Origin of the sequence: Phenylobacterium sp. (assembly GCF_035944335.1) — a bacterium.
Taxonomy (GTDB): Bacteria; Pseudomonadota; Alphaproteobacteria; order Caulobacterales; family Caulobacteraceae; genus Phenylobacterium.
This window is the reverse complement of sequence record NZ_DASZBG010000060.1, coordinates 23,913-48,605: the sequence shown is the minus strand read 5'-3', so window position 1 is coordinate 48,605 and position 24,693 is coordinate 23,913. Positions and strand designations below refer to the sequence as shown.

Genomic DNA, 24,693 nt, shown 5'->3' with positions numbered 1-24,693 from the left:
GAATTCCTCGAGGCGGAGGAGCCGATCCTGGCGTTCGTGCGGCGCGAGGGCGAGGCGCGCATCGCCTGCGTGTTCAACCTGTCGGGCTCGCCCGCCTTCCCGACGCTGGCCGCCCTGGAGGGCGCCGAACTGCTGCCGATGCGCGCCGGCGAGGCCGAACTGCGCGGCGGATCGCTGGGCCTCAGCCCTTACGCCGCGGTCTTCCTAAGGCTTGGCTGAGGCCGGGCCGGCCTCCAGCGAGAAGCGGATTCGATTGCCGGTGTAGGGATCGCTGTCCATCCAGGTGTCGCCCGGCTGCTTGCCGAGCCCGAGATTGCAGAACCGCTTGGCGTCCGGCTCGTGGGCGATGGTGCAGATCTTGCCGTCCTCCACCGTCCAGCGCCCGAAGGTGACGCCCTTCTCGCCCTCGGCGTCGTAGGAGTCGCGATAGGTGTGATCCGGCGCGAAGACGCGAACCCCCGTCCAATAACCGGCTGTGAGCTCGATCTTCAGCCGATGGCCATAGAAGCCGGCCATCGGGTCGGCCGTCTGCCCCGCGGCGGCGGTCGTCAGCAGAGCCGCGACGCCTGCGGCCAGGGCCGCGCGTTCGATCCGTGCCATGGTCTGGACCTCCCTCCGATGCGCTAGCTTAGCCGCAAGCTGGCCGTGCGGCGATTCGGCCTGGCTCCCGGCTTTCGCCGGGATCAGCGGGGGAATAGAAGCGATCCATGCCAGACGGTGAGGCCAAGAGCGCGCGGTCGGAGGCGAGGTTCGGCGAGGGCTTCCTCACCGACATCTGGTACTTCGCCGCCCTGTCGTCGGAGCTGAAGCCGGGCCGCATGGCGCGCTACGAGCTGCTGGGCGAGCCGGTGCTGCTGGGTCGCTCGCACGGCGGCGCGCTGTTCGCGCTTCGCGACATCTGCCCGCATCGCGCCGCGCCCCTGTCGTCGGGCCATTTCCACCGGGAAGCTTCCGGCGCCGAGACCGTCGAGTGCCCCTATCATGGCTGGCGCTTCCGGGCCGACGGCGCCTGCGCGGCGATCCCCTCGCTGGTGGACGACCAGGCCATGGACGTCAGCCGCATCCGCGTGCGCCGCTATCCCATCGCCGAGAGCCAGGGGCTGGTCTTCGTCTGGGTCGCCGCTGACGCGCGCGGCGAGGCCGAGCCGTCAGAACCGCCGCCGGTGTTCCCCGGCGTGGTGGGCGGCGCCCCCAAGCTCGTCGACCGCATGGAATTCGACGCCCATATCGACCATGCGGTGGTCGGGCTGATGGACCCGGCGCACGGCCCCTATGTGCACCAGCAGTGGTGGTGGCGCTCGAAAGCCAGCCAGCACGAGAAGGCCAAGCGTTTCGAGCCGCGCGAGCAGGGCTTCGCCATGGCCCGCCACGAGCCGTCGAAGAACTCCAGAGCCTACGCCATCCTCGGCGGGGAGCCGCTGACCGAGATCACCTTCCGCATCCCGGGCCTGCGCTGGGAACATGTCACGGTCGGCCAGCGCCAGGTGCTGTCGCTGACCTGCCTGACGCCGGTCTCGCAGACCCGGACCCGGATCACCCAGATCGTCTGGTCCGACCACCCGGCGTTCGTCTTCCTCAAGCCGTTCATCGCGGCCGGGGCGCGCGCCTTCCTGCGCCAGGACGGCGACATGGTGAACCTGCAGAACCAGGGGCTGAAATACGACCCGCCCCTGCTGTGGGTCGACGACGCCGACAAGCAGGCCAAGTGGTACCACCAGCTGAAGCGCGAATGGGCCGCGAGCCGGCGCGAGGGCCGGGCCTTCGTCAACCCGGTTGAGCCGATGACCCTGCGCTGGCGGAGTTGAGCTTGGCCTTCTGACCGGGTGGGCGCTCGACGCCCACGAAGGTCACCTTGGCGCCCTTCTTCACGCCTGACGCCAGTTGGCGGATGTCCCAGTTGGTCAGGCGCACGCAACCGTGGCTCGCCGTCTTGCCCACCAGCCGCGGATCCGGCGCGCCGTGGATGCCGTAGGTCGGGATCGAGAGGTCGATCCACACCGCGCCCACCGGATTGTGCGGGCCGGGCTTGATGGTCAGCTTGCCCATGGACTTGTCGCCGAAGGTCAGGCGCGAGGGGTCGTAGGTATAGGTCGGATTGCGGGCCACGCCATTGACCGTGAAGGTCCCGGTGGGGGCCGGCCGCTCGGTCGAGCCCACGGTGGCCGGATAGGTGGCGATGAGGCTCCCGTCGGCGGCGAAGGCGCGCACCTGGCGCTGGTTCTTGTCGACCTCGATGGCGGCCACCGGCGCGGGCAGGGTCTCCGGCCCGGCCGCGGCGACCAGGATCCTGGTGCCCGCCTGGCCGAAGTCCGCATCGGGGTTCAGCGACTTCAACAGCGCCTGGTCCATGTGGAACTTCTCGGCCAGGCCCTCCAGCGGGCTCAGGAAGCCCAGGTGGTCCAGCTTGGCCATGTCCTCGTACTTGGTCGGGATGCTCGCGAGGAACGGCCCCTTCACGTCCTCCGGCGCGATCACATAGGCGACCACGGCGGGCGCGGCGTCGGCCGTCGTCAGGGCGGTCCAGACCTCGGGCGTCAGCCGGCCGTCGGCGGGCAGACCCTTGGCGGTCTCGAAGGCCGCCACGGCGTTCTTCAGATTGCCGCCGTCCTGGCCGTCGATCGCCCCGGGCGAGAAGCGGGCGCGGGCCAAGAGCACCTCGGCGCGGACCAGGGCGGCGCGCTTGGCCGCGGCGGGGGCGCCGGCCCCTGGCAGGCTGGACTGGTTGATCGCCTGGGCGGCGGGGGCGGCGTCGCCCTCCGGCAGGGCCGGCGGCGGCGCCGCCAAGGGGCCCGGGTCGGTGACCGGTGTGATCGGGCTGGGGGCATCGGCGACAGCGACGCTCGGCGGCGGCGCCGCGACCGGGGCGGCGGCTTGCGCCTGGGCGACGGACTGCGCGGGGGGCCGCGGCGGATCGGAACATGCAGCGAGGGCCAGAAGGCTGGCGCCCCAGAACAGGGCGCTGGACATCGCCGGCCGGAAAACTTGCATGTTGGACTTTCGGGGTGGGACGCGCGTTGCTACGCGACGAATGATCAAGGCGTCAGACATCGCGCGGTTCCTCGGGGGCCTGGTTATTGTGGCGCTTATCGGGGCCCTGATCGTCTGGCGGGTGACCTCGCATGGCCCGAACCGGCCCGCGCCCGCCGCGCCGCCGCCGCTTCCGCCGGCGCCGGCGGCCAGGGCCGAGGCCTGCGGCCAGACCGGCTGGCGTGACGCCGCCACCGCCAACGACCGCTCGCTGAGCAGCCTCGCCTGGGCGCCCTTCGGCCGGGCCGAGACCGGCTGGGAAACCTATGCGCCGCTGATCGCCCGCGAGATCGGCACGCGCTGCGGACCCGCCACCGCGGGGTTCGCCGCCGCCTGGGCCCGCTGGCAGGCGGCCCACCAACTGCCCGCCGACGGCATCGTCAAGGAAGGCGACTTCGCCCCCTTGCGCAACGCCATGGCGCTGCGCCGGCCGTTCGTGCAGCAGACCGCCAAGGGCCTGTGCCCGGCCGCGCCCGCCGACACGGCGCTGGCCGACGCGGCGCCCGCCGAGAGCTATGGCGGCAAGCCCATCCAGCTGCGCGAAGGCGCGCTCGCCGCCTATCGCCGGCTGGTCGCCGCCGCGCGGGCCGAGGGCCTGGTGCACGGCGAGGTGCTCAAGCTGGTCTCGGGCTATCGAAGCCCGGTCGAGGAGGCGGCGCGCTGCGCGCAGGGCGGCTGCAACACCCTGACCCGCGCCCACTGCTCGGCGCACCGCACAGGCCTGGCCATGGACCTCTACCTCGACCACGCGCCGGGCCAGGACCCGACCTCCACGGACGACGCCAACCGGGCCGCCATGGCCCGCACGCCGGCCTATCGCTGGCTCGTCCTCAATGCCGACCGGTTCGGCTTCCTGCCCTATCCCTTCGAGCCCTGGCACTGGGAGTGGACCGGCGAGCCGCCCTGACACCGCGCGCTTGCCAAGCCCGCGCCTGCGCCCCTAGAGCACGATGGTGTCAGGCGGAATCGCCTGACGGCTGGATCGTGCTCTAGATTCAAATATCCGGAGCGGGTTGCGGGCGCAAAAGTGGATCCACTTTTGCTCAACCCGCTCTAGGCTGCGCCCATGGCCAGCTTCACCCACGACGGCGTCCTCCTCGCCTATGACGACATCAGCCCGGCCGGCGGGGCGGAGCGGACGATCGTGCTGCTGCACGGCTTCACCTCCAACCGCAATGAGGGCTGGCGGCGGACCGGGTGGTACGGCGCCTTCGAGCGGCGCCGCGTGCGGGTGATCGCCCTGGACCAGCGCGGCCACGGCGAGAGCGCCAAGCTCTACGACCCGCAGGCCTACACCCGCGACAAGCTGGCCGCCGACGCCCTGGCCCTGATGGACCATCTCGAGGTCGGGCGCGCCGACCTGTTCGGCTATTCGATGGGCACGCGCACCGCCCTGAAGACGGCGATGACGGCGCCCGACCGGTTTTCGAACCTGATCCTCGGCGGGGTGGGCGGCAAGCTGCTGGAGCCGTCGCCGAGCGTGACCGGCAATCCGATGTCTGAGGCGCTGCTGGCCGCCGATCCCGAGACCATCAGCCAGCCGATGCTGAAGAGCTTCCGCCAGTTCGCCGACGAGCAGGGCGAGGACCGCAAGGCCCTGGCCGCCTTCGTCCAGGCCAGGAACCCGCCCCTCGATCAGGACGCCATGCGCGGCCTGCCGATGCCGGTGCTGGTCGTGGCCGGCCAGCGCGACGAAGGCGCCGGCGACCCCGAGGACCTGGCCCGCATCTTCCCGCGCGGCCATGGCGTGACCGTCGTGGGCTGCGACCACTTCTCGGCCATCCCGCACGCGCTGACCAAGGCCGCGGTGTTCGACTTCCTGGACGGGATGATGGACCCGGACTTCCCCGAGGGATTCTAGGTTGGAGGTCCGCGACGCCATGGTGAAATGGATCGGGCGCGCCCTTGCCGCTGCCGCCGTCCTGCTCGTCGTCGATGCCGCAAGATCCGCGGCGCCGCCCGCCCTCGATCCGAAGGCGCTCGCCGGGGTCTACAAGCGCCAGTTCGAGAACGGCGACGTGAGCGGCCGCAAATACGCCTCAGAGGATATTCTGGAGATCGTGCCGACCGGCCCGGACGCCGCCTATTTCCGCGAGCATCTGGAGTTCTTCAACGGCCACATCTGCGCCATCAACGGCATCGCTCACCGCGCCGGCGACGAACTCATCTACCGCAGCCGCGAGCCGCCGCCGGCCTATGCCGGGGCGCCGGCCTGCGTGATGCATATCCGCCGCGAGGGACAGACCGTGTTCGCCGGCGACATGGACGGCGGCTGCGCCGCCTATTGCGGCGCTCGGGGCTCGCTCAAGAATTCGGCCTTCCCGCTCAAGGCGCGGCGGCCAATCCGCTACGCGGCGCGGCTGAGGGCTTCGCGGCAGTTCCGCGCGGCGCTGGCCGAAGACGCGGGAAGCTAGGCGCTAGGCGTTTCCGTAGGAGTAGACGCCGCCCTTCTCGAGGGCCCGCTTGTAGGCCGGCCGGGCCTGGAAGCGCTTCACCCAGGCCTTGATGTTCGGATAGGCGTCGAGCCGGCCGAACGGCAGCAGCACCTCGCCCACGAAGCTCATCTGCACGTCGGCGGCGGAGAAGTCGGCCGACAGCCAGTCGCGGCCGGCGAGGCAGGTGTTCACATAGCCGATGTGGTTGGCGATCTCGCTGTCGATGCGGGCGTGCAGCGGCTTGCCCGCCTCGCCCAGCCGGCTGACATACATGTAGAGCAGGAGCGGCAGCATGGCCGAGCCCTCGGCATAGTGCAGCCACTGCTGGTAGGTCTCGTAGGCCTCGGAGCCCAGCGCCGGGGCCAGCCGGCCGCCGCCGTGCCGGCGGATGATGTAGTCGATGATCGCGCCCGATTCATGCACCACCCGGTCGCCGTCGGTGATCACCGGGCTTTTGCCCAGCGGATGGATGGCGGTCAGCTCCGGCGGGGCCAGGCGGGTGGTGGCGTCGCGCTGGTAGAACTTGATCTCATAGGGCACGCCGAGCTCTTCGAGCAGCCACAGGATGCGCTGCGAGCGCGAGTCGTTGAGGTGATGGACGACGATCATGGCCGGCTCCTTTGGAGAACAGCGGTACAAAAAGCTCGCTTACGCTGCGCAAGGCAAGGCTGGGCTATGGTGAGGCCATGAGCCTGATCCTGCCCGACCTGGTCGCCGAGCTGGACCGCGCCGCCGAGGCCGCCGCCGGGATCGTCGCCGAGCTGCAGCGGGCGGTGGCCGAGCGCGTGGCGCCGGACGGTCGGCTGGACCGCGCCGCGCTGGACCGCGAGCAACACGCCGCCCATGGCCTCGGCTGGTGCGCCGCCTATGCGCAGACCCTGCGCCAGACCGCGGCCTGGGCGCGCGATCTGGAGGCCCAGGGCCGGCTCGGCGAGGCCGAGGCCCTGCCCGCCCAGCTGCTGGCCTTTGAATATCTGAGCCAGCTGGCCGGCGGCGTGGCGATGAACCAGGGGGAAACCTTCCGCCCCGCCGACCTGGGCGTGGGGACCGAGCGGCTGGGGCCGGCGATCGACCGCCTGCGACCCGGGGCCGGCCAGGCGGTGAAGCACCGGATCGTGGCCCTGCTCGAGCGGGCGCGGGGACGTCCGTCGCTGGAGGCGAGCGGCCTCGACGAGACGCTGGAGGCGGTGCGCGAGCAGTTCACCGCCTTCGCAGCGGCGAAGATCAGCCCTTTCGCGCAAGGCTGGCACCTGGCCAATGCCCTGATCCCCCTCGAGCTCTTCGAGCAGCTCGGGGCGCTGGGCGTCTTCGGCCTCACCGCGCCGGAAGCCTGGGGCGGCTCAGGGCTCGGCAAGGTCGCCATGTGCGTGGTCTCCGAAGCCCTGTCGCGCGGCTGGATCGGCACGGGCTCGCTCGGCACCCGCTCGGAGATCGCCGCCGAGCTCATCCTGGCGCACGGGACCGAGGATCAGAAGGCCCGCTTCCTGCCCGGCATCTGCTCGGGCGCGATCATCCCGACGGCGGTATTCACCGAGCCCGAGGCCGGCTCCGACCTGGCGTCGCTACGGACGCGGGCCGTGCGCGACGGCGACGTCTGGCGGGTGACCGGCGCCAAGACCTGGATCACCCACGCGGCGCGCGCCGACCTGATGACGCTCTTGGTGCGGACCGATCCGGCCTCGAAGGACCATCGCGGCCTGTCGATGTTCCTGGCGCAGAAACCGCGCGGGACGGACGCCGATCCGTTCCCGGCGAGGGGGATGAGCGGCGGCGAGATCCCGGTGATCGGCTACCGCGGCATGCGCGAATACGAGCTGGCCTTCGACGGCTTCGAGGTGGCCCATGCCGACCTGCTGGGCGGCCAGCCCGGCCAAGGGTTCGGCCAGCTGATGGCGACTTTCGAGAGCGCCCGCATCCAGACTGCGGCGCGGGCCATCGGCGTGGCGCAGAACGCGCTCGATCTCGGCCTCGACTACGCGCTGGCGCGCCGCCAGTTCGGGGAGCCGCTGGCGGCCTTCCCGCGGGTCGCCAACAAGCTCGCCATGATGGCCGCGGAGATCATGGGGGCCCGGCGCCTGGCCTGGTTCGCCGCGCGCGCCAAGGACGAGGGCCGGCGCTGCGACCTGGAAGCCGGCATGGCCAAGCTCCTGGCCGCGCGCGTCGCCTGGGCGGCGGCGGACAACGCCGTGCAGATCCACGGTGGAACGGGGTTTGCGGTGGAGCAGCCGGTCAGCCGCCTGCTGGCCGACGCGCGCATCCTGAACATCTTCGAAGGCGCCGGCGAAATCCAGGCCCAGGTGATCGCCCGGCGCCTGCTGGACGGCGCCAACTAGCGCGGTCGGAACCCGTCGGCGATCAGGCCGATCTGGCGGTCCATGGTCTCGGTCATCCGCTGGGTGTCAGCGCCCTCGGTGACCACCATGTGGTAGGTCCAGCCGTAGACCGCGATCAGCAGCTCGACGATGCCGGCGAGGTCCGCCTCGGGATCGACGTCGCCGGCCTCGCGGCCCTTGACGAGGGTTTCCAGGAGCAGCGCCCGCACCCGTTCGTTGCGCCCGTAGGGACGGGCCGTGGAGGTCAGGGTCCAGTCGAAGGCGGCGGCGATGTGCGACAGGAAGAGCCTGGTCCTGGGCGCCTCGACCGCGAAGAAGATCGCATAGATCGAGCGCAGCCGGTCGGCGGTCGAGCCGCGCAGATGCGGCGCCAGCCGGTCGAGCTCGGCATAGAAGCCCTCCAGCCGCCCTTCCATGACCTGGCTGAGGATCTCGCCCTTGGAGGCGAAGGTCGTGAACACGCTGCCCACCGAGACGCCGGCATGGCTGGCGATCTCGCGGATGGTGGTCCCCTGGTAGCCCTGGGTGTCGAACAGCTCGCGGGCCGCCTCGATGACGCGGTTGCGGGTCGCCGCCTTCTGCGTCTGGCGCGGCGACGACGTCGCCACCTGCGCCGGCCGAGCCGGTCGGCGAGGGTTGCGGGCGACGACGCGCCGGGGGCCGTTGAGCTCGGTGCTCATGCGTGGGAGGGGCCCTTAGCCGCGGCGCGCGCCTGCCAGCAGGATGCGGATCTGGTCGCGCGAGCGCGCCTGCAGGGCGTCCAGGCTCCAGCCTTCGAAGATCGCCTGCGGATAGTTCGACAGATAGGCGTCGAACAGCATCTGCGAGCGCAGCTTGATCTCGGCTTCCTGGCTGAGTTCGCCGCGCTGGACCCCCAGCGTCAGCTGCTCGGTGATCAGGTCCAGCAGGCTGCCGACCTGCGGGGCGTTGCGCAGCACCGGCCCGTCCTGCGGCGCCCAGGAGACGCTGAAGGCGGCGCGGGCGAGCGGCAGCTGGCCCTTGTAAAAGGCATAGCCGGCGGTGAACATCTTGAGCAGGACGTCTTCGACGCCTCGGCCGCGGCCGGCCGCCTCGTGCATGGCCTCGGCGAGGCTCGCCATGTCGGCGCCCATGATCTCGCGGAACAGGTCCGACTTGTCGGTGAAGTTGGCGAACACCGCGCCGGTGGACATGCCGGCTTCCGCGGCGATGTCGCGGATCGTGGCGCCTTCGTAACCGCTTTCACTGAACAGCCGACGAGCGGCCGCCAGCACCTTGGCGCGGGTATGCTGCTTGGCCAGCGCCCGGCGGGTGGGCATCTTGACGGCGGTCTCGCCGGCGACTTGATTGGGGGAGATGTGCTTCATGTGTCTGACGGGGAGGACCGTCCTCTGATCCCACTGCGGCGCGACCGAGCAGGGTTGGGTGAACACGTTCAGATACCCCGTTACGCGATTCCGGGGCAGCCTGCAAATGGCGACGAATCAAGGCTTTGGGCCGGGTGATCGCACCGAAAAGCGGTCTCTGAGGCGATATGGAATGCGAGTGCGGCCGAAATTCGACGCGACTCAACGAATGACGGTTGTTGAACATGATCGCCGACGCCTTCGTCAAGCGATGACGCCCGCTTTCGCCGATAGCGGCGGCTCAGAATGGGTCTTAAGGTCGAAACGATGGACGTCTTCAGCTTCCTGATCCCCGCCGCCCTGGCCGCCGTGACGCTGGTCCTCGGCTTCGGCATCTACGCCCTGTTCCGGGGCGGCGAGTTCGGCCGGTCCTATTCCAACAAGCTGATGCGGCTGCGGGTGCTGATGCAGTTCATCGCCATCGTCGTGCTGGTCGCCGCCTTCTGGTGGCGCTCGCGGAGCTGACGGCGCCTCGTGGTCACGCTCAATCGCATCTACACCCGCGCCGGCGACACCGGGCAGACCCGCCTCGCCACAGGCCAGCAGGTCTCCAAGGCCGACCTGCGGGTGGAGGCCTACGGCGCGGTCGACGAGACCAACGCCTGCCTGGGGCTGGCGCGGCTGCACACCGCAGGCGCCGGCGCCTTCGACGCGATGCTGGCGCGTCTGCAGAACGAGCTGTTCGACCTCGGCGCCGACCTCGCGACCCCGCCCAGGCCCGAGGAGGTCGAGGGGACGGTGCTGCGGGTCAGCGACGCCCAGGTGACGCGGCTGGAGGGCGAGATCGACGCCCTCAATGGCGAGCTGCCGGCGCTGACGTCCTTCGTCCTGCCGGGCGGTACGCCGGCCGCCGCGGCCCTGCACCTGGCGCGCACCGTCTGCCGCCGCGCCGAGCGGGCCGCCGTGCGCCTGATCGAGGCCGGCGAGCCGGTCAGCGGACCGGCGCTGCGCTACCTCAACCGCCTCTCCGACCTGCTGTTCGTCGCCGCCCGCCACGCCAACGACGGCGGCGCCGCGGAGGTGTTCTGGCAATCGGGGAAGACGCGCTGAACCCGCCCCTCTCTTAGGCGCCCGGCGCCATGGGAGCGGCCGGGAGAGGAGCGAGGGTCTAGGCCGGTTGCCGCTGGGCCTGCGCCCCTACTTCGCCGCGGGCTTGGCCGGCGCTGGCGCGGCCTTCGCCGCCGGCGCCCGGCCGATCGCCTTCAGGGCCTCGGCGCGGGCCTTGGGGTTGTCGATCACCCGGCCGGTGATGTCGGAGATCAGGATCGGCTGGGCGCAGACCCTCTGGCCGCCGTCCCACCACTTGTGGGCCTTCTCGCAATTCTCGCGCGGCATGACCCAGCCGAACTCCCAGACGAGCATGACGATATTGGCCACCAGGAAGACGCCGACGAAGATCAGTTTGAGGCGGTCGATGACCGGGTTCATGGGAGGTCTTCTAGCGGATCGGGCGGCGGGCTCGCTAGTCCACCGTTCGGGCTGAATTGCGGCGCCTGCGAACAGGGGCGGCTTGCAATGCGCGCGAGAAGCGTTATTGCCCGCTGCGACCCCATTATTGCCAATTCGATTTGAGGCGCCCCCATGAAGGTGTTGGTCCCGGTCAAGCGGGTGATCGATTACAACGTCAAGGCGCGGGTGAAGTCCGACCAGACGGGCGTCGACCTCGCCAATGTGAAGATGTCCATGAACCCCTTCGACGAGATCGCCGTCGAGGAGGCCGTGCGCCAGAAGGAGAAGGGCGCCGCGACCGAGGTCGTCGCCGTCTCCATCGGCCCGGCCCAGGCGCAGGAGACCCTTCGCACGGCGCTGGCCATGGGCGCGGACCGCGCCATCCTGGTGCAGACCACCGAGGATCTGGAGCCGCTGGCCGTCGCCAAGGTCCTGCAGGCGGTGATCGGCGAGGAAAGCCCCGACGTGGTGATCATGGGCAAGCAGGCCATCGACGGCGACAACGCCGCCACCGGCCAGATGCTGGCCGCCATCCTCGGCTGGCCGCAGGCGACCTTCGCCAGCGCCGTCGAGCTGTCGGCCGGCAAGGCCAAGGTGACCCGCGAGGTGGACGGCGGCCTGCAGACCCTGGAAGTGAGCCTGCCGGCGATCGTCACCGCCGACCTGCGCCTCAACGAGCCGCGCTACGCGAGCCTGCCCAACATCATGAAGGCCAAGAAGAAGCCCCTCGACATCAAGGAGCTGGCCTCCCTGGGCGTCGATACCGCGCCGCGCCTCAAGGTGGTCAAGGTCACCGAGCCGCCGAAGCGGTCCGGCGGCGTCAAGGTTGAGACGGCGGCCGATCTGGTCGCCAAGCTGAAGAACGAAGCGGGGGTTCTCTAGATGGCCGTTCTCGTCATCGCCGATCACGACAACGCGACGCTCAAGGAAGACACGGCCAAGACGGTGACCGCGGCCCAGAAGCTGTCGGGCGACGTGGACGTGCTGGTCGCCGGCCAAGGGGCCAAGGCCGTCGCCGACGCCGCCGCCAAGATCGCCGGCGTCCGCAAGGTGTTGCTCGCCGAGAGCGCCGAGCTGGGCCAGGGCCTGGCCGAGGCCTTCGAGGCCCTGGTCGTGCCGCTGGCCGCGAACTACGACGCCATCCTGACGCCCTCGACCTCGCAGGGCCGCAACCTCTCGCCCCGCATCGCCGCCAAGCTCGATGTGGCGCAGATCTCCGACGTCATCGAGGTGGTGGACGCCAAGACCTTCGTGCGGCCGATCTACGCCGGCAACGCGCTGGAGACCGTGCAGTCCTCGGACGCCAAGCAGGTGATCACCGTGCGGCCGACCGCCTTCAAGGCGGCGGGCGACGGCGGCTCGGCCAAGGTGGAGACCGTCCCCGCCCCGGCCGCCCCGGCCAAGACCCACTTCGTGAACCAGCAACTGGTGAAGAGCGAGCGGCCCGAGCTGACCGCGGCCAAGATCGTGGTCTCCGGCGGCCGCGCCATGGGCTCGGCCGAGGAGTTCCAGAAGGTCATCGAGCCGCTGGCCGACAAGCTGGGCGCCGCCGTAGGCGCCTCCCGCGCCGCGGTGGACGCCGGCTATGCGCCCAACGACTACCAGGTCGGCCAGACCGGCAAGGTGGTGGCGCCGGAGCTCTACATCGCCATCGGCATCTCGGGCGCCATCCAGCACCTGGCCGGCATGAAGGATTCCAAAGTGATCGTGGCGATCAACAAGGACGCCGACGCGCCGATCTTCCAGGTCGCCGACTACGGCCTGGTGGCCGACTACAAGACCGCCGTGCCCGAGCTGATGACCGCGCTGTCGGCGGCCGGCAAGTAGCCCAGCCGACCAGGCCCTCCGGCCAAAAAGAAAGGGGCGACTCCACCGCAAGGAGCCGCCCCTTTGCCCGAAACCCGCGCCATTGGGGCGGCGCCGGCCTCGAGTGGCTCAGCGGCTAGCCGCCGTGACCCAGGTAGATGGTCAGCTTGGCGTCGATCAGCCCCGCCGGAACGTCGTCGACCCGGACCTTGCGGACCGCCGCGACGATGCTCGCCTCGGACGCACGACCGCCATCGGCGCTCTCGACATGGATGCTCTTGAGGCGGCCATCGGGCTCGATGTAGCCGGTGATCTTGACCGGGCTGCGGGCGAGATCGACGCCGCAGTCGTTCACCTTGGCCTGCACCTGCGCCTGGACGTGGTCGACGAAGGCCTGGACCTGGGGATCGACAGCGGCTTGGGCAGCGCCCGCAGTGAGCAGGAGGCCAGCCGCCATCATTCCAAGAAGTTGCTTCTTCATGGCGATAGTCCTTTGTATTGACTGATAAGTTCCGGCGCGTCGTTGGATTGGATATAGGCTTGGCCGGCCGGCTTCACGAACGATAGATTTTGCGCGGGGTTGTTACTGCGGCTAACAACCACCAGCTAAGCCGTATGGTCCGCCTGCCGCCCTTCTTCGCGCTTCGCGCCCTTGAGGCCGCCGCCCGGCATCGCAGCTACAGCCGCGCCGCCCAGGAGCTGACGGTGACCCATGGGGCGGTGAGCCAGCAGATCCGCAAGCTGGAGGCCGAACTGGGCGCGCGGCTGTTCGAGCGGCGCGGCAACGCCATGGAGCCGACGCCCGAGGCCCTGAGGCTGGCCCAGGAAGTCGCTCGCGGCGTGGCCATCCTGCGCGAGGCGGTCGCCGACTTCTCCTGCTCGGCGGAGTGCGATCCGCTGGTGATCAGCATGGACCCGCAGTTCGCCACCCGCTGGCTGCCGGCCCGGCTCGCCCGCCTGCTCGCCGATCCCGCCGGGGCGAACCTGGAGCTGCGCTCCGAGGAGCGGCGCGCCGACCTGACCACCGACGGCGTCGACGTGGCGATCCGCTACGGCGGCGGCCACTGGGCCGGACTCGAGACAACGCGGCTGTTCACCGAGACCCTGTTTCCGGTGTGCAGTCCGAAGCTGGCCAACAGCCACCCCATCCGCCGGCCGCAGGATCTGCAGACCGCGCCGCTGGTGCATAGCCGCCATCGCCCCTGGAGCCTGTGGTTCGACGCCTTCGGCCTCGAGGCGCCGCCGCAGCGCGGACCGGTGGTCGACGATTCCCTCGTGGCGCTGGAGGCCGCGGCGGAGGGGATGGGCGTGGCCCTGGCCCGCAGCGGCTTGATCGCCCCGGACCTGGCCAGCGGCCGGCTGGTCCGGGTGTTGGAGACCGAGCTCGCCTCGGAGTTCGGCTTCTTCGTCGTCTGGCGCGCCGACAGCCGCAAACTGCCCCGCATCCGGGCGCTGCGCGACTGGCTCACGGCCGAGGTGCGCGCCTCGGAGCCGCGCGAGGCCGCCACGGCCTGACAGCCTTCACGCTGCGGCGCAGCAAAAGGATTGCCGCAGGGCGGCAAACGCGTGTTAGAAAGCTCGCCCTTGCGGGGCGACGCGATCGCGGCCCCGGACATTTCTTCGAGCGGCTCGAGGCTTCGCCGGATGGTTCAAATCAAGCAGGTCGGCGTCATCGGCGCGGGCCAGATGGGCACGGGCATCGCCCATGTCTGCGCGCTGGGCGGCTATGACGTCCTGCTGCACGACGTCAGCGCCGAGCGGCTCGACGCCGGTCTCGAGATCATCAAGCGCAACCTCTCGCGCCAAGTGGTGCGCGGCCTCATCGACCAGGCCGCGATGGACCAGGCGCTGGGCCGCATCAAGCCGGCGGCGGAACTGCAGGCGGTGGGCAAGACCGATCTCGCCATCGAGGCCGCCACCGAGGACGAGGAGCTGAAGAAGACCATCTTCAAGGCGCTGCAGCCGCACCTGTCGGACAAGACATTGCTGGCCTCCAATACGTCGTCGATCTCGATCACCCGCCTGGCCTCGGCCACCGACCGCCCCGAGCGGTTCATCGGCCTGCACTTCATGAACCCGGCGCCGCTGATGAAGCTGGTGGAGATCATCCGCGGCATCGCCACCGACGCGCCCACCTACGAGGCCGCTGTCGCCTTCGCCCAGTCGCTGGGCAAGACCACCGCCAATTCCGAAGACTTCCCGGCCTTCATCGTCAACCGCATCCTGGTGCCGATGATCAATGAGGCGATCTACACCCTCTACGAAGGCGTCGGCACGGTGGAGGCCATCGACACGGCCATGCACCTGGGCGCCAACCACCCGATGGGCCCACTGGAACTCGGCGACTTCATCGGCTTGGACACGGTGCTGTCGATCATGAACGTGCTCTACGAGGGCCTGTCGGACAGCAAGTACCGGCCCTGCCCGCTGCTGGTGAAATACGTCGAGGCCGGCTGGCTCGGCCGCAAGACCGGCCGCGGCTTCTACGACTATCGCGGCGAGACGCCGGTTCCCACGCGGTGATCTAGATGCTCCCCTCCCCCAGCGGGGGAGGGATTTTACGCCGCTTCCTTCACGGTCTCGGAATTGCGCCGCGGAACCGGGTTGGAGAATTCCAGCACCCCATCCTCGAGCTTGGCGTAACGCAGGTTCATCAGGTCGAGCGCGTAGTTCTGGTGCAGCTTCCAGGGCGCCTTCGATCCCTGCTTGGGGAACTTGGCCATGGCGCGCTGCACATAGCCCGACGAGAAGTCGAGCCAGGGCAGTCGCTCGATATCCGGATCGGTGTTCACCGGGGTGACCTGGCGGGTCCCGGTGGCCTTCATGTGGTTCAAGAGGCGCGTCACGTACTCGCACGTCAGGTCGCACTTCAGCGTCCAGGAAGCGTTGGTGTAGCCGAACGAGGACGCGAGATTCGGGACCCCCTCGTACATCATCCCCTTGTAGGAGAGCGTCTTCGACGGATCGACGGGCCGGCCATCGACGGTCAGGTCGACGCCGTTCAGCACCTTCAGGTTCAAGCCCGTCGCCGTGACGATGACGTCGGCCGGCAGGGTCTTGCCCGATGTCAGCCGGATGCCGTCTTCCGTGAAGGCCTCGATGTGGTCGGTGGCGACCGAGGCGGCGCCGGCCTTGATCGCCTCGAAGAGATCGGCGTCCGGCACCAGGCAGAGTCGCTGGTCCCAGGGATTGTAGGTGGGCGTGAAATGGGTCGCGACGTCGTAGTCCGGGCCGAGCTGGTCGCTGACCATCTTCAGGATCGCGGCCTTGACCTGCGCCGGTTTCTTCCGCGTCAGCCGGTAGAAGTACATGCCCATCAGGACGTTGCGCCATCGCACCAGCTGGTAGGCCAGCTGGGCCGGCAGATGCTCGCGCAGCCAGTTGGCCGCCTTGTCCTCGGCCGGGCGCGAAACCACGTAGGTCGGCGAACGCTGCAGCATGGTCACGTGGCCCGCCGTGCGCGCCATCTCCGGCACGAGCGTCACCGCGGTCGCGCCCGAGCCGATCACCACCACCTGCTTGCCGGCATAGTCCAGGTCGGCCGGCCAGTGCTGCGGATGGACGATGCGACCCTTGAAACGATCGCGGCCGGGGAACTCCGGCGTGTAGCCAGCCTCGTAGTCGTAGTAGCCGCCGCACAGGAACAGGAAGCCGCAGGTGAAGCGGACCGGCTGGCCGTCGGGGCCCGCGGTTTCGACCGTCCAGGCGGCGTCGGCGCTCGACCAGGCCGCGCCCGTCACCCGATGCCCGTAGCGGATGTGCGGCTCGATGCCGTTCTCGCGCGCGGTGTCGCGGACGTAGCGCAGGATCGAGGGCCCGTCGGCGATGGCCTTGGCCTCGCGCCACGGTTTGAAGTTGTAGCCCAGGGTGTACATGTCGCTGTCGGAGCGGACGCCCGGATAGCGGAACAGGTCCCAGGTGCCGCCGATCGCCGCGCGGCCTTCGAGGATCACATAGGACCGGTCCGGCGCCTCGGTCTGGAGGTGGTAGGCGGCCCCGATCCCGGAGAGCCCCGCGCCCACGATCACCACGTCGAAATGCTGGTCGGCCATCTGGGTCCCTTGCCGGTTCCTCTGGGGGTCTCGCCCGATACCTTATCGCTGATCACATATATGCGGGCCGAAGACCAGCGTTTCGAGGCCTGCGGCGCCGCGTCCCGCCCGGCTTAATCCATTCGACACCTGAGGATGGCGCGGCGGATACTCGCAGGTGATTCGGATGGCATGGGGACCATGCGACGCCTCACCCTCGCCCTGCTGTGTGCGACCTACCTGTGCCTGTCGCTGATCGTCGCGCTGACGCTGTGGCGGTACGGCGGCGGCTGGGGCGCGGGCGTGGCGGCCCTGGTGGGGGGCCTGGGCCTGTGCTTCGCCTTCCACGGCCTGATCGAGCGGGCGCTGGAGACCGGCCAGATCAAGGGTGAGATCGAAGCGGTCCGCGACGCGCACAGGATCCTCATCGACCAGGTGGAACGGCTGGATGCGCGCATGACCGAGGTCGCCGAGACGGTCGCCGAAACCGCGCTGCGCCGCTCCGAGGAACTGGCCGACGAGGTCCACATCCTGGAAGATCTGGTCCAGCGCATGCGCCACCAGATCGACGACCACGGCGGCGTGGCTGCGTTCACCGAGCGGCCGGGCGCCGATCGCCGCGCCACCGGCGCCTTGCTGGAAACCATCCGCGACGCGCTCACCGAGAACCGCGTCGACCTCTACCTGCAGCCGATCGTCGGCCTGCCGCAGCGCAAGACCGTGTTCTACGAGAGCTTCTCACGGCTGCGCGACGAGACCGGCCGGGTGATGATGCCGGCGGAATATCTGTCGGTGGCCGAGCCGGCCGGCCTGATGACCGCGGTCGACAACCTCCTGCTGTTCCGCTGCGTGCAGATCGTGCGCCGGCTCGCCAAGCAGGACCGCAAGATCGGCATCTTCTGCAACATCTCCATGGCGAGCCTGGGCGACGAGAGCTTCTTCCCGAACTTCCTCGATCTGCTCACCGCCAACAAGGACCTGGCTGGCGCCCTGATCTTCGAACTCGGCCAGGCCGCCTTCGAGGCGCGCGGCTCGGTGGAGGCGCGAAACATGGGCAAGCTCGCCGACCTCGGCTTCCGCTTCTCCCTCGACAAGGTCACCGACCTCGACCTCGACCTGCAAGACCTGTCGCGCTCCGACGTGAAGTTCGTGAAGGTCGCCGCCCAGCTGCTGCTCGATGAGATGACCGAGGTGGACGGCCGGCTGATCCTGCGCTCCCTGCCCGACCTGGCGGCGGAAGACTTCTCCGCCCTGACCCGCCGCTACGGCGTCGAGGTGATCGCCGAGAAGGTCGAGACGGAGCGCCAGATCGTCGACACCCTCGACCTCGATATCGCCTACGGCCAAGGCCACCTGTTCGGAGAGCCCCGCGCCATCAAGGACGCGGTCCTGGCCGAAGCCGATCCGCCGTCGGCCTACCTGCGCCCCCACTTCCAGCGCCGGGCCGCGGTGGGGCGGTAGCTGACTGCCAACAAGGGCTGTCATCTTCGCGTTCCGCGAATCCGGGATGACAGTTGAGGAGGGCGCCGGCTAGAGAGCCCCCATGACCTCCCCGAAACTCGCCGCCGGGCTCGCCGCCCTGACCGAGCGCTACGATGTGCTGCTGTGCGACGTCTGGGGCGTGATCCACAACGGGCGCGAGGCCTTCCCCGTGGCCTGCGAGGCGCTGGCCCGCTTCCGGGCCGGCGGCGGCGAGGTGATCCTGATCTCCAATGCGCCGCGGCCAAACGCAGGCGTGATCGAGCAGCTCGACCGGCTGGGCGTGGCCCGCGAGGCCTGGTCTCTTGTAGTCACCTCCGGCGACGCCACGCGGCAGCTGCTGGCCGCCCGCGCGCCAGGGCCTGCCTGGAAGCTGGGGCCTGAGCGCGACGACCCGCTCTACGAGGGGTTGGAGCTGGATTTCAGCGACCTCGATCAAGCGAGCTTCATCGCCTGCACCGGCCCGTTCGACGACGAGGCCGAGACGCCCGACGACTACCGGGATCGGTTCAGGGGCGCCGTGGCCCGCGGCCTGCCGATGATCTGCGCCAACCCGGACATCGTCGTGCAACGCGGCGACAGGCTGATCTACTGCGGCGGGGCGCTGGCCCAGCTGTACGAGGCGCTGGACGGCCAGGTGCTGATGGCCGGCAAGCCGCACGCCCTGATCTACGACCTGGCGCTGGCGCAGGCCGCCAAGCTCAAGGACGGCCCGGTCCAGCGCACCCGCGTGCTCTGCATCGGCGACGGGCCGCGCACCGACCTGCGCGGCGCCAATGCGCAAGGCCTCGACGCCCTGTTCATTGCCGCCGGCATCCACGGCCAGGAGATCCTCGCCAAGGGTCATCTGGACGTCGCCATGATGGACCACGTCTTCGAGACCGAAGGCGTCACCGCGACCTGGGCCATGCCGGAACTGGTCTGGTAGCGCGGGTCTGGTAAGGGATGGCGATGCAGCAGGGCTTCTATTTCGACGAGCTCGCCGTTGGCCAGAGCGCCGAGGCGACCCACGTCGTGGGCGAGCACGACCTGGAGGCCTTCGCCGCCGTCTCCGGCGACACCAATCCGGTGCACCTCGACGAGGCCTATGCCAAGGGCACGACCTTCGGCGGCCGCATCGCCCACGGCATGCTGTCGGCGGCCTACATCTCGGCGGTGCTGGGGACCAGGCTCCCGGGGCCCGGCGCGATCTATCTGTCGCAATCGCTGCGCTTCCGCCGCCCGGTGCGGATCGGCGATGAGGTGACCGCCCGCGTCACCGTCAAGGCGCTGGACGAGAAGCGCGGCCACGTCACGCTGGAGACCGTCTGCCTGGTGGCCGGGAAGACCGTAATGGACGGCGAGGCCGTGGTCATGACCCCGAAGAGAAATCGGCCAGCGTGAGCCGGGTCCGCGTGATCCACGGCTGGACGCAGCTCGCCGAGCGCGACCGCGGCGCGGCCGTCGCCATGGGCAATTTCGACGGCGTCCACCGCGGCCACCAGAAGGTCATCGGGCTCGCCGCCGAGGCCGCCCGCGAGCTCGGCGCGCCGCTGGGGGTGATCACCCTCGATCCGCACCCGCGCGTCTTCCACCGCCCGGACCAGCCGGCCTTCCGGCTGATGAAGCCCGACCAGCAGGCCCGCGCGCTGGAGGCGCTCGGCGTCGACATCCTCTACGTCCTGCCCTACGCCGAGCTCGCCGACATCACCGACCGCGAGTTCGCCACGCGCGTGCTGCACGAGGGTCTGGGCGCGCGCCACGTGGCGCTCGGCTTCGACAATTCCTTCGGCAAGGACCGGACGGGCACGCCCGACACCATGCGCCAGTACGGCGAGGAACTCGGCTTCGGGGTCTCGGTCGCCCAGGAAGTCGTCGACCGCGACGGTGAGAAGTTCTCGTCCACCTCGATCCGCGAGGCGCTGCGCGACGGCCACCCGGAGGAGGCCGCCCGTATCCTCGGCCGGCCCTTCGCCATAGAGGGGGTGGTGGTTCGCGGCCGCCAGCTCGGCCGCAAGCTGGGCTACCCCACCGCCAATGTCGCGCTGGCCGACTATGTGGTGCCCAAGTACGGCGTCTACGCCACCCGCACCCGCTTGCCGGACGGCCGCAAGCTGCCGGGCGTGGCCAACATCGGCGTCAACCCGACCATCGACGGGACCATCGATCCGCGCCTGGAGGTCTGGCTGTTCGACTTCGACGAGGACATCTACGACCAGATCATCGAGACCGACCTCATCGCCTTCCTGCGCCCCGAGGCGAAGTTCGCCGGCCTCGACGAGATGACCGTCCAGGTGCTCAAGGACGCCACCGAAGCGCGGCGGATCCTCGGCGCCTGAGCCCTACTCAGCCGCGCGGAACGCTCGCCGACAAGGTGAGGTTGCTTGCGTCCAGCCCACGCTCCCGCCATCAACTCCGGATGTTCCAAGACGTCCTGAGTAGTCCGCAATGCGTGACCGATCCCAAAGCGGCTGCCACGCTCCTCGATCCGCAATCCCGAACCATGGTGTTCGCCTTCCACCGCCCGCGCGCCCTCGCGGATGCGGCCCGTGACGGCGGCTTCGACCTCAAGCGCCTGCACCACCACGTCCTGCGGTTCTGCCGCCTGGGCCTCCTGGAAGTGGCCGAAGCCCGCGCCCGCGCCGGGCGGCCGATCAAGCTCTATCGCACCACCGCCGAGGCCTTCTTCGTCCCCCACGCCGCCGCGCCCGAGCTGCTGACCGAGCGCCTGGCCCGCGAGCTGCGCGCCAGCCTGCGCAGCGCCGCCGCCCAGCCCGGAAAGGGCCTGGTGTTCTATGCCGACGCCCATGGCGTCCCGCGTATGGAAGGCGCGCGGGGGGATACGCCGCCCGAGGCGATGGAGACCTGGCGGGTGCTGCGGCTCACGCCCGAAGACCGCGCCGCCTTCGCCGCCGAGCTCGACGAGCTGATCGCCCGGTTCGCCCAGCGCGGCGTGGGGCAGGCCTACCTCGTCCACGCCGCCCTCGCGCCCCAGCCGCGCGAAGACACCGCCCCGGCGCCGAAGCCTGAGCCCGCCGCCTGGCCGGCCGGGACGCGCATCCGCATCGCCCGGGCGCTTTAGTTCCGCGCGGGGCTCTGTTAGAGCCTGCCCCATGACCTTGGTTCGGACAGCGACGCGAATTAACCGCCCGGCGTGACGCCGCCGGACGACCTCCAGCGCGCGCCGGGTTCCATAGAAACTGTCATCCCGGCCCGCAGCCGGGACCGCTCCGAACCCTTTTGGATTGAGTTATGGCCGACGACGCCGAAAAACCGTCTCGCGACTACCGCGCCACCATCTTCCTGCCCGACACGCCCTTCCCCATGCGCGCAGGCCTGCCGCAGAAGGAGCCCGTGATCCTCGAGCGCTGGCGCGAGCTCGACCTCTACAACGCCATCCGCGCCCAGCGGCAGAAGGACGGCCGCCCGCTGTTCGTGCTGCACGACGGCCCGCCCTACGCCAATGGCGCCATCCACATCGGCCACAGTCTCCAGAAGACCCTGAAGGATTTCGTGGTCCGCTCGCGTTTCGCGCTGGGTTACGACGTCGACTACCTGCCCGGCTGGGACTGCCACGGCCTGCCCATCGAGTGGAAGGTCGAGGAGGAGCTGCGCGCCAAGGGTCGCCGCAAGGACGAGGTGACCAAGGCCGAGTTCCGCGCCCGCTGCCGCGAATACGCCGAGCACTGGATCGGCGTGCAGATGGAGGGCTTCAAGCGGCTCGGCGTCATCGGCGACTGGGAGCACCGCTATTCGACGATGGACTATTCGAGCGAGGCGGCCATCGTCGCCGAGTTCCACAGGTTCCTGACCACCGGCCAGCTCTATCGCGGCTCCAAACCGGTCATGTGGAGCCCGGTCGAGCGCACGGCGCTGGCCGACGCCGAGGTCGAGTACCACGACCATGTCTCGCCCACCGTCTGGGTGAAGTTCCCGGTGGTCGAGGGCTCCAACGCCGCCGGCCAGGCGAGCGTGGTCATCTGGACCACCACGCCCTGGACCATTCCGGCCAACCGGGCGATCGCCTACAATCCGGACATCGCCTACGCGGTCTATGAGGTCCAGGCGATCGAGGCGGACCTGCCCTTCGCGCCCTGGGCCAAGGCGGGCGACCGGCTGATCCTGGCGGAAAAACTGGCCGCCGAGGTCATGGCCGCGGCCAAGGTCGCCAAATACCGCAAGGTCGAGGCCGTCGACTGCCAGGGCATGGTCTGCGCCCATCCGCTGGCCGCGCTCGACAGCCATTACGGCTTCTCCGTGCCGCTGCTGGCCGGCGACCACGTCACCGACGACGCGGGCACGGGCTTCGTGCACACCGCGCCGGGCCACGGCGCCGACGACTACCTGGTCTGGCTGGCCCACGGCCATCGCGAGATCCCCGAGACCGTCGATCCGGACGGCGCCTACTATCCCCATGTCGCCCTGTTCGGCGGCCTCAAGGTGCTGGAGACCGAGGGCAAGAAAGCCGGCAAGTTCGGGCCGGCCAACACCGCGGTCATGGACAAGCTGATCGAGGCCGGGAACCTCTTGGCCCGCGGCCGGCTGGAGCATTCCTATCCACACAGCTGGCGCTCCAAGGCGCCGGTGATCTTCCGCAACACGCCCCAGTGGTTCATCCGCATCGACGAGCCGCTGGAGGATCCAGCGCACCCAAATTTTGCCAGCGGGGGTCGCAGCCTGCGCGAGACCGCGCTGGAGGCCATCGACGCCACCGCCTTCCACCCGGAATCGGGGCGCAACCGCATCCGCGCCATGGTCGAGAGCCGGCCCGACTGGCTGATCAGCCGCCAGCGCGCCTGGGGCTCGCCGCTCGCCATGTTCGTCGACAGGGACACCGGCCATCCGCTGAACGATCCGGCCGTCAACAAGCGGATCGTGGACGCCATCCGCGCCGAGGGCGCCGACGCCTGGTTCACCCGCCCGGATGCGGATTTCCTGGGGAACCACGACCCCGACCGCTACGAGAAGGTCCAGGACATCCTCGATGTCTGGTTCGATTCCGGATCGACCCATGCCTTCGTCCTGGAGGGCCGCGCCAACACCCGCTGGCCCGCCGACCTCTATCTGGAAGGCTCCGACCAGCACCGCGGCTGGTTCCAGTCGTCGCTCCTGGAGAGCAGCGGCACCCGCGGCCGCGCGCCCTATGACGCCGTACTGACCCACGGCTTCACGGTCACCGAGACCGGCGAGAAGATGTCCAAGTCGCTCGGCAACGCCGTCGAGCCGATGGCGGTGATCAAAGAGTCGGGCGCCGAGATCCTGCGGCTCTGGGCGGCCATGGTCGACTACACCGAGGACCAGAAGATCGGGAAGACCGTCCTCCAGACGACCTCTGACGCCTACCGCAAGCTGCGCAACACGATCCGCTACATGCTGGGCGCCTTGGGCGGCTTCACCGAGGCCGAGCGCGTGGCGCCGGCTCAAATGCCGCCGCTGGAGCGCTACATCCTGCACCGGCTCTGGGAGCTCGACGGGGAGGTGCGCTCAGCCTACCGCGACTACCACTTCCAGGACGTGACCCGCTCGCTGCTGGCCTTCTGCCAGGACGAGCTGTCGTCGCTGTTCTTCGATGTGCGGCGCGACAGCCTCTACTGTGATCGCCCCGATAGCCTCAAGCGCCGCGCCGTGCGCACCGTCATGGACGCGGTGTTCGAGCGGCTGACCGTCTGGCTCAGCCCGCTGCTCCCCTTCACCATGGAAGAGGCCTGGACCACGCGCTTCCCCGAGGCCGGCTCCAACTGCCTGCGGGAGTTTCCAAAGACCCCGGCTGACTGGCGCAACGACGAGGAGGCTGAGCGGTGGGGCAAGGTCCAGCAGGTCACCTCCGTGGTGACCGGCGCCCTGGAGGTCGAGCGGCGCGAGAAGCGCCTCGGGGCCTCGCTGGAGGCGGCGCCGCGCGTGCACGTCGCCGATGCGGCGCTGGTCGCGGCCTTCGAGGGCTTGGATCCGGCCGAAGTGTTCCGCACCAGCGCCTCCGAGCTGGTCTCCGGTGAAGGCCCGGCCGGCGCCTTCCGCCTGCCCGAGATCGCCGGCGTCGCCGTGGAGCCGACCCGCGCCGAGGGCTGCAAATGCGCCCGCTGCTGGCGCGTGCTGCCGGAAGTGACCCCGCCGAAGATGCTTTGCCTGCGCTGCGAGGACGCGGTCGCCGTCTTCGACGCAGCCAACCCCGAGGGCGTGCCCGCATGAACCAGATCACCCGTTCCGGCTGGAGCGCCTACGGACTGGCGGGCCTGGTCATCGTGTTCGACCAGGCCGTGAAGGCGTGGATCCTCGGCCTCGGCCTGCGCCTCTACGAGAGCCGCCCCGTCGCGGGGGTGCTGCAGTTCACCCTGGTGCCCAACAAGGGCGTCAGTTTCGGCTTCCTGCGCGCCGACCAGGACCTGGCCCGCTGGGGCCTGGTGGTGTTTTCGCTCATGGTGGCGGCGATGATCGTGTGGTGGGCGAGGCGCGCGCACCGGCCGCTGCAGGCCCTGGGCTACGGCCTGATCGTCGGCGGCGCCGTGGGCAACGCCATCGACCGGGCCCGCTTCGGCTGGGTCGTCGACTTCATCGACGTGCAGCGCATCGGCTTCTTCCCCTGGGTGTTCAACGTGGCCGACAGCGCCATCACCGTGGGGGTCATAGCCCTGCTGCTCGACAGCCTGCGGCGAGAACCCGCTGCCTCCTGAGCGTTTTCCGCTTTGGAAAACGCTCATCTTTCCCAAACAAGGTTCTGAGCCGTGTCCGATTGGTCGCAATCGGACACGGCTCGGGGACGTTGGCGTCATCG

27 protein-coding genes are annotated in these 24,693 nt (G+C 69.8%); 19 read left to right on the top strand and 8 right to left on the bottom strand.

Annotation, left to right across the window (positions count from 1 at the left end; all coding sequences use genetic code 11):
- A partial coding sequence (locus tag VGT80_RS11040; protein ID WP_327455733.1) for an alpha-glucosidase C-terminal domain-containing protein occupies window positions 1-219 on the top strand: 219 nt, incomplete at its 5' end.
- Here the strand turns inward: VGT80_RS11040 and VGT80_RS11035 are convergent.
- Window positions 205-600 (bottom strand): hypothetical protein, encoded by a 396-nt coding sequence (locus VGT80_RS11035; protein WP_327455731.1) that lies wholly within the window; start codon window positions 598-600, stop codon window positions 205-207. The two genes, VGT80_RS11040 and VGT80_RS11035, sit on opposite strands and share 15 nt — an antisense overlap.
- Before the next feature lie 107 nt (window positions 601-707).
- Between VGT80_RS11035 and VGT80_RS11030 the strand changes: the two genes are divergently transcribed.
- Window positions 708-1,805 carry an aromatic ring-hydroxylating dioxygenase subunit alpha gene (locus VGT80_RS11030; RefSeq protein ID WP_327455729.1) on the top strand — a complete coding sequence of 366 codons (1,098 nt, stop codon included), beginning with the start codon at window positions 708-710 and terminating at the stop codon, window positions 1,803-1,805.
- On the opposite strand, the gene VGT80_RS11025 is transcribed toward VGT80_RS11030, so the two are convergent.
- Window positions 1,765-2,988, bottom strand: coding sequence for a L,D-transpeptidase (locus VGT80_RS11025; protein ID WP_327455727.1), 1,224 nt, complete (start codon window positions 2,986-2,988; stop codon window positions 1,765-1,767). The two genes, VGT80_RS11030 and VGT80_RS11025, sit on opposite strands and share 41 nt — an antisense overlap.
- 88 nt (window positions 2,989-3,076) lie before the next feature.
- On the opposite strand from VGT80_RS11025, the gene VGT80_RS11020 reads away from it, so the two are divergent.
- The 3 genes from VGT80_RS11020 (at window position 3,077) to VGT80_RS11010 (ending at window position 5,441) form a co-directional block, all read left to right on the top strand.
- Window positions 3,077-3,934 carry a M15 family metallopeptidase gene (locus VGT80_RS11020; protein ID WP_327455725.1) on the top strand — a complete coding sequence of 286 codons (858 nt, stop codon included), beginning with the start codon at window positions 3,077-3,079 and terminating at the stop codon, window positions 3,932-3,934.
- Between the two features lie 159 nt (window positions 3,935-4,093).
- The gene (locus VGT80_RS11015) at window positions 4,094-4,888 is read left to right on the top strand and encodes an alpha/beta hydrolase (RefSeq protein WP_327455723.1); all 795 of its coding nucleotides are present in this window, start codon (window positions 4,094-4,096) and stop codon (window positions 4,886-4,888) included.
- A gap of 1 nt (window position 4,889) precedes the next feature.
- Window positions 4,890-5,441, top strand: coding sequence for a hypothetical protein (locus tag VGT80_RS11010; RefSeq protein WP_327455722.1), 552 nt, complete (start codon window positions 4,890-4,892; stop codon window positions 5,439-5,441).
- A 3-nt stretch (window positions 5,442-5,444) separates the two neighbouring features.
- On the opposite strand, the gene VGT80_RS11005 is transcribed toward VGT80_RS11010, so the two are convergent.
- On the bottom strand, window positions 5,445-6,071 hold the full coding sequence (locus VGT80_RS11005) for a glutathione S-transferase family protein (protein WP_327455720.1): 627 nt from the start codon (window positions 6,069-6,071) through the stop codon (window positions 5,445-5,447).
- Between the two features lie 77 nt (window positions 6,072-6,148).
- On the opposite strand from VGT80_RS11005, the gene VGT80_RS11000 reads away from it, so the two are divergent.
- Window positions 6,149-7,795, top strand: a complete 1,647-nt coding sequence (locus VGT80_RS11000) for an acyl-CoA dehydrogenase family protein (RefSeq protein WP_327455718.1) — start codon at window positions 6,149-6,151, stop codon at window positions 7,793-7,795.
- On the opposite strand, the gene VGT80_RS10995 is transcribed toward VGT80_RS11000, so the two are convergent.
- Together VGT80_RS10995 and VGT80_RS10990 are read right to left on the bottom strand one after the other, a co-directional pair.
- A complete protein-coding gene (locus VGT80_RS10995) occupies window positions 7,792-8,475 on the bottom strand; it encodes a TetR/AcrR family transcriptional regulator (protein ID WP_327455716.1) in 684 nt (227 codons plus the stop codon). The genes VGT80_RS11000 and VGT80_RS10995 overlap by 4 nt on opposite strands.
- A 15-nt stretch (window positions 8,476-8,490) precedes the next feature.
- Window positions 8,491-9,141 (bottom strand): TetR/AcrR family transcriptional regulator, encoded by a 651-nt coding sequence (locus VGT80_RS10990; RefSeq protein ID WP_327455714.1) that lies wholly within the window; start codon window positions 9,139-9,141, stop codon window positions 8,491-8,493.
- Window positions 9,142-9,447: 306 nt separating this feature from the next.
- Here VGT80_RS10990 and VGT80_RS10985 point away from each other — a divergent pair, with 306 nt between their 5' ends.
- Window positions 9,448-9,645, top strand: coding sequence for a twin transmembrane helix small protein (locus VGT80_RS10985; RefSeq protein ID WP_327455712.1), 198 nt, complete (start codon window positions 9,448-9,450; stop codon window positions 9,643-9,645).
- A gap of 9 nt (window positions 9,646-9,654) precedes the next feature.
- A complete protein-coding gene (locus tag VGT80_RS10980) occupies window positions 9,655-10,230 on the top strand; it encodes a cob(I)yrinic acid a,c-diamide adenosyltransferase (RefSeq protein WP_327455710.1) in 576 nt (191 codons plus the stop codon).
- An 87-nt stretch (window positions 10,231-10,317) separates the two neighbouring features.
- On the opposite strand, the gene VGT80_RS10975 is transcribed toward VGT80_RS10980, so the two are convergent.
- On the bottom strand, window positions 10,318-10,608 hold the full coding sequence (locus tag VGT80_RS10975; RefSeq protein WP_327455708.1) for a hypothetical protein: 291 nt from the start codon (window positions 10,606-10,608) through the stop codon (window positions 10,318-10,320).
- 153 nt (window positions 10,609-10,761) lie between these two features.
- On the opposite strand from VGT80_RS10975, the gene VGT80_RS10970 reads away from it, so the two are divergent.
- Together VGT80_RS10970 and VGT80_RS10965 are read left to right on the top strand one after the other, a co-directional pair.
- A complete protein-coding gene (locus VGT80_RS10970; RefSeq protein WP_327455706.1) occupies window positions 10,762-11,511 on the top strand; it encodes an electron transfer flavoprotein subunit beta/FixA family protein in 750 nt (249 codons plus the stop codon).
- Window positions 11,512-12,456: an electron transfer flavoprotein subunit alpha/FixB family protein gene (locus VGT80_RS10965; RefSeq protein ID WP_327455704.1), complete on the top strand. Its 945-nt coding sequence runs from the start codon at window positions 11,512-11,514 to the stop codon at window positions 12,454-12,456. It begins immediately after the preceding gene.
- Between the two features lie 115 nt (window positions 12,457-12,571).
- On the opposite strand, the gene VGT80_RS10960 is transcribed toward VGT80_RS10965, so the two are convergent.
- Window positions 12,572-12,916 (bottom strand): hypothetical protein, encoded by a 345-nt coding sequence (locus VGT80_RS10960; protein WP_327455702.1) that lies wholly within the window; start codon window positions 12,914-12,916, stop codon window positions 12,572-12,574.
- Between the two features lie 134 nt (window positions 12,917-13,050).
- Here VGT80_RS10960 and gcvA point away from each other — a divergent pair, with 134 nt between their 5' ends.
- Together gcvA and VGT80_RS10950 are read left to right on the top strand one after the other, a co-directional pair.
- Window positions 13,051-13,950 carry a transcriptional regulator GcvA gene (gcvA, locus tag VGT80_RS10955; protein ID WP_327455700.1) on the top strand — a complete coding sequence of 300 codons (900 nt, stop codon included), beginning with the start codon at window positions 13,051-13,053 and terminating at the stop codon, window positions 13,948-13,950.
- 129 nt (window positions 13,951-14,079) lie between these two features.
- Window positions 14,080-14,958 (top strand): 3-hydroxybutyryl-CoA dehydrogenase, encoded by an 879-nt coding sequence (locus tag VGT80_RS10950; protein ID WP_327455698.1) that lies wholly within the window; start codon window positions 14,080-14,082, stop codon window positions 14,956-14,958.
- A gap of 35 nt (window positions 14,959-14,993) precedes the next feature.
- Here VGT80_RS10950 and VGT80_RS10945 read toward each other — a convergent pair whose 3' ends face one another.
- Complete coding sequence (locus VGT80_RS10945; RefSeq protein WP_327455696.1) at window positions 14,994-16,487, bottom strand: NAD(P)/FAD-dependent oxidoreductase; 1,494 nt, start codon at window positions 16,485-16,487, stop codon at window positions 14,994-14,996.
- 180 nt (window positions 16,488-16,667) lie between these two features.
- Here VGT80_RS10945 and VGT80_RS10940 point away from each other — a divergent pair, with 180 nt between their 5' ends.
- The 7 genes from VGT80_RS10940 to lspA all read left to right on the top strand — a co-directional run bounded on the left by VGT80_RS10940 (window position 16,668) and on the right by lspA (window position 24,592).
- Complete coding sequence (locus VGT80_RS10940; protein WP_327455694.1) at window positions 16,668-17,927, top strand: EAL domain-containing protein; 1,260 nt, start codon at window positions 16,668-16,670, stop codon at window positions 17,925-17,927.
- An 82-nt stretch (window positions 17,928-18,009) separates the two neighbouring features.
- Window positions 18,010-18,873, top strand: coding sequence for a TIGR01459 family HAD-type hydrolase (locus VGT80_RS10935; protein ID WP_327455692.1), 864 nt, complete (start codon window positions 18,010-18,012; stop codon window positions 18,871-18,873).
- Window positions 18,874-18,896: 23 nt separating this feature from the next.
- Window positions 18,897-19,328 (top strand): MaoC family dehydratase, encoded by a 432-nt coding sequence (locus VGT80_RS10930; protein ID WP_327455690.1) that lies wholly within the window; start codon window positions 18,897-18,899, stop codon window positions 19,326-19,328.
- Window positions 19,325-20,263, top strand: coding sequence for a bifunctional riboflavin kinase/FAD synthetase (locus VGT80_RS10925; protein ID WP_327455688.1), 939 nt, complete (start codon window positions 19,325-19,327; stop codon window positions 20,261-20,263). The genes VGT80_RS10930 and VGT80_RS10925 overlap by 4 nt, the downstream gene beginning before the upstream one ends.
- 113 nt (window positions 20,264-20,376) lie before the next feature.
- Window positions 20,377-21,006, top strand: a complete 630-nt coding sequence (locus tag VGT80_RS10920; protein ID WP_327455686.1) for a hypothetical protein — start codon at window positions 20,377-20,379, stop codon at window positions 21,004-21,006.
- A 170-nt stretch (window positions 21,007-21,176) separates the two neighbouring features.
- Entirely contained in the window at window positions 21,177-24,110 is a 2,934-nt protein-coding gene (ileS, locus tag VGT80_RS10915) for an isoleucine--tRNA ligase (RefSeq protein ID WP_327455684.1), read from the top strand.
- A complete protein-coding gene (lspA, locus tag VGT80_RS10910) occupies window positions 24,107-24,592 on the top strand; it encodes a signal peptidase II (protein ID WP_327455682.1) in 486 nt (161 codons plus the stop codon). Before ileS ends, lspA begins: the two co-directional genes overlap by 4 nt.
- Window positions 24,593-24,693: the final 101 nt, after the last annotated feature.

What these genes read in the sequence shown, in the direction of transcription:
- VGT80_RS11035 (WP_327455731.1), bottom strand. Translation starts at nt 600, where the DNA reads ATGGCACGGATCGAACGCGCGGCCCTGGCCGCAGGCGTCGCGGCTCTG.
- VGT80_RS11030 (WP_327455729.1), top strand. Translation starts at nt 708, where the DNA reads ATGCCAGACGGTGAGGCCAAGAGCGCGCGGTCGGAGGCGAGGTTCGGC.
- VGT80_RS11025 (WP_327455727.1), bottom strand. Translation starts at nt 2,988, where the DNA reads ATGCAAGTTTTCCGGCCGGCGATGTCCAGCGCCCTGTTCTGGGGCGCC.
- VGT80_RS11015 (WP_327455723.1), top strand. Translation starts at nt 4,094, where the DNA reads ATGGCCAGCTTCACCCACGACGGCGTCCTCCTCGCCTATGACGACATC.
- VGT80_RS11005 (WP_327455720.1), bottom strand. Translation starts at nt 6,071, where the DNA reads ATGATCGTCGTCCATCACCTCAACGACTCGCGCTCGCAGCGCATCCTG.
- VGT80_RS11000 (WP_327455718.1), top strand. Translation starts at nt 6,149, where the DNA reads ATGAGCCTGATCCTGCCCGACCTGGTCGCCGAGCTGGACCGCGCCGCC.
- VGT80_RS10995 (WP_327455716.1), bottom strand. Translation starts at nt 8,475, where the DNA reads ATGAGCACCGAGCTCAACGGCCCCCGGCGCGTCGTCGCCCGCAACCCT.
- VGT80_RS10990 (WP_327455714.1), bottom strand. Translation starts at nt 9,141, where the DNA reads ATGAAGCACATCTCCCCCAATCAAGTCGCCGGCGAGACCGCCGTCAAG.
- VGT80_RS10985 (WP_327455712.1), top strand. Translation starts at nt 9,448, where the DNA reads ATGGACGTCTTCAGCTTCCTGATCCCCGCCGCCCTGGCCGCCGTGACG.
- VGT80_RS10975 (WP_327455708.1), bottom strand. Translation starts at nt 10,608, where the DNA reads ATGAACCCGGTCATCGACCGCCTCAAACTGATCTTCGTCGGCGTCTTC.
- VGT80_RS10970 (WP_327455706.1), top strand. Translation starts at nt 10,762, where the DNA reads ATGAAGGTGTTGGTCCCGGTCAAGCGGGTGATCGATTACAACGTCAAG.
- VGT80_RS10965 (WP_327455704.1), top strand. Translation starts at nt 11,512, where the DNA reads ATGGCCGTTCTCGTCATCGCCGATCACGACAACGCGACGCTCAAGGAA.
- VGT80_RS10960 (WP_327455702.1), bottom strand. Translation starts at nt 12,916, where the DNA reads ATGAAGAAGCAACTTCTTGGAATGATGGCGGCTGGCCTCCTGCTCACT.
- gcvA (WP_327455700.1), top strand. Translation starts at nt 13,051, where the DNA reads ATGGTCCGCCTGCCGCCCTTCTTCGCGCTTCGCGCCCTTGAGGCCGCC.
- VGT80_RS10950 (WP_327455698.1), top strand. Translation starts at nt 14,080, where the DNA reads ATGGTTCAAATCAAGCAGGTCGGCGTCATCGGCGCGGGCCAGATGGGC.
- VGT80_RS10945 (WP_327455696.1), bottom strand. Translation starts at nt 16,487, where the DNA reads ATGGCCGACCAGCATTTCGACGTGGTGATCGTGGGCGCGGGGCTCTCC.
- VGT80_RS10940 (WP_327455694.1), top strand. Translation starts at nt 16,668, where the DNA reads ATGCGACGCCTCACCCTCGCCCTGCTGTGTGCGACCTACCTGTGCCTG.
- VGT80_RS10935 (WP_327455692.1), top strand. Translation starts at nt 18,010, where the DNA reads ATGACCTCCCCGAAACTCGCCGCCGGGCTCGCCGCCCTGACCGAGCGC.
- VGT80_RS10930 (WP_327455690.1), top strand. Translation starts at nt 18,897, where the DNA reads ATGCAGCAGGGCTTCTATTTCGACGAGCTCGCCGTTGGCCAGAGCGCC.
- ileS (WP_327455684.1), top strand. Translation starts at nt 21,177, where the DNA reads ATGGCCGACGACGCCGAAAAACCGTCTCGCGACTACCGCGCCACCATC.
- lspA (WP_327455682.1), top strand. Translation starts at nt 24,107, where the DNA reads ATGAACCAGATCACCCGTTCCGGCTGGAGCGCCTACGGACTGGCGGGC.